Source organism: Anaerofilum hominis (genome assembly GCF_014287275.1).
Classification (GTDB): domain Bacteria; phylum Bacillota; class Clostridia; order Oscillospirales; family Ruminococcaceae; genus Pygmaiobacter; species Pygmaiobacter hominis.
Window position 1 is genome coordinate 1 of record NZ_JACONZ010000011.1, and the last position, 1,643, is coordinate 1,643.

The window sequence follows — 1,643 nt, forward strand, 5'->3', positions numbered from 1 at the left end:
GCCACGGAGATCAGGATAGGGGCATCGGGAAAATACGCCCTGTGCGTGACCAACAAGGACAACGCGACAGGGATCGCGGACTGGCGCGGCGAGATCGAATGGGTCATGCTGAACCGCGGAACCAAAGCGGCCCCATATCTCCCCTACGGGGGACAGGAGTATGCCGCGAAGGTGGAGATCAACGGACAGCTCCGCCTGCTCCCCCTGACCGCGCCCCTGTGGGACGGCGACAGGGTGGAGAGCAGCGTTTTGGCGGAGGACGGCGGGCGGATCAGCCGGGAACGGCACGCGCAGAAAATGCTGGTACTGGACGGGACAGAGAACTTTTATCAGGACGCTGAGGTGAATAACTGGTTTGTTGTGGCCGACAATCAGATCCCGTTTGCGAGATCGACGTATCAGTGCGGGGTCTGCAGCCACTATCCATGGGCGCAGGCCAACTGGATGAGCGAAGATCACGTCGTGTTTGTGGGCATAAACGAAGCGTCCGGTCATTATGTCGCGTTCAAGGACTCCTCCTACAGCACCGCGGCGGAGTTTAAAGCGCATCTCGCCGCCCAGTATGCCGCGGGCACGCCGGTGACGGTGGTTTACGAGCTTGCGGAGGAAGAGACCTACACCCATGAGGCGGTGGAGCTCAATGGCCGGGACGGCCGGTTTGTCCTGCGCGCAGAGGGGGAACTCTCCGCAGACTTGCGGATGGCGGAGGAACGGGCGGGCGGCCTTGCGGACGGCCGCAGCCGCAGCTGGCTGCTGGCGGACCAGCTGGTGATCGCCGACGGCGGCACGCTGTGGATCTACGACGGCGAGAGGGTAAAGCCGGCGTCGGAGGGGGCATATGTGCCGACCCTGACCATCGGCAAGGGGCCGAAAGCCGGCGGGCAGGAATTCGAGGGCATCAACCTGATCCAGCCCAAATTTACCGAGCAGTTTCTCGGGACGGCCGCCGACAAGGCCTACCAGCTGAGCCTTGCCCCCCTGGATGCGGCGGCCGTCACGGTAGAGCTGCTGCAGAGCGACGGCAGCTGGCGGGAGCTGGCCGAGGGCAGCGATTTTTCGGTGGACCGGACGGCGGGACTGGTGACCTTTACCGCCGCGCCGGGGGTGTCGCCGGTCTCCGGGCAGGACAATGTGAAGATCACGGCGGCGGGCACGATGGAGGGGTATGCGGACCGGATCAACCGCTGCGATATCGGCGCCCTGTTCGGGGTGAGCGGGGCGGCGGACCGGCTGTTTTTGTCCGGGTATGCCGGGCTGCCCAATTACGACTGGTATTCAGGGTATAACGACCCCACCTATTGGGACGACGGCGCCTACGCGGTACTGGGGCAATCGGACAGCGCGATTGTGGGGTATTCGATCGTGTCCGCGCGTCTGGCTGCGCACAAGGACGGGCGGGAGGCTGACCGCAGCGTGGTGGTGCGGGAGGGGAATCTGCAGAACAACAAACCCGCGTTCCCCATCGTGAACACGCTGCAGGGAGAGGGGGCGGCGGCAAAATGGGCGTTTGGATATCTGGCCAACGAGCCGCTGTTTCTGACGCGGCTGGGGGTGTATGCGGTGACGAGCCAGGATATCACGGGGGAGAAGATCAGCAATCTGCGCAGCTTTTACCTGAACGGGGCGCTGCTGAGCGAGCGGGG

At 64.3% G+C, this 1,643-nt stretch carries 1 protein-coding gene; it reads left to right on the top strand.

What is annotated here, in order from left to right:
• A partial coding sequence (locus tag H8S23_RS14270) for a hypothetical protein (protein WP_186888932.1) occupies positions 1–1,643 on the top strand: 1,643 nt, incomplete at both ends.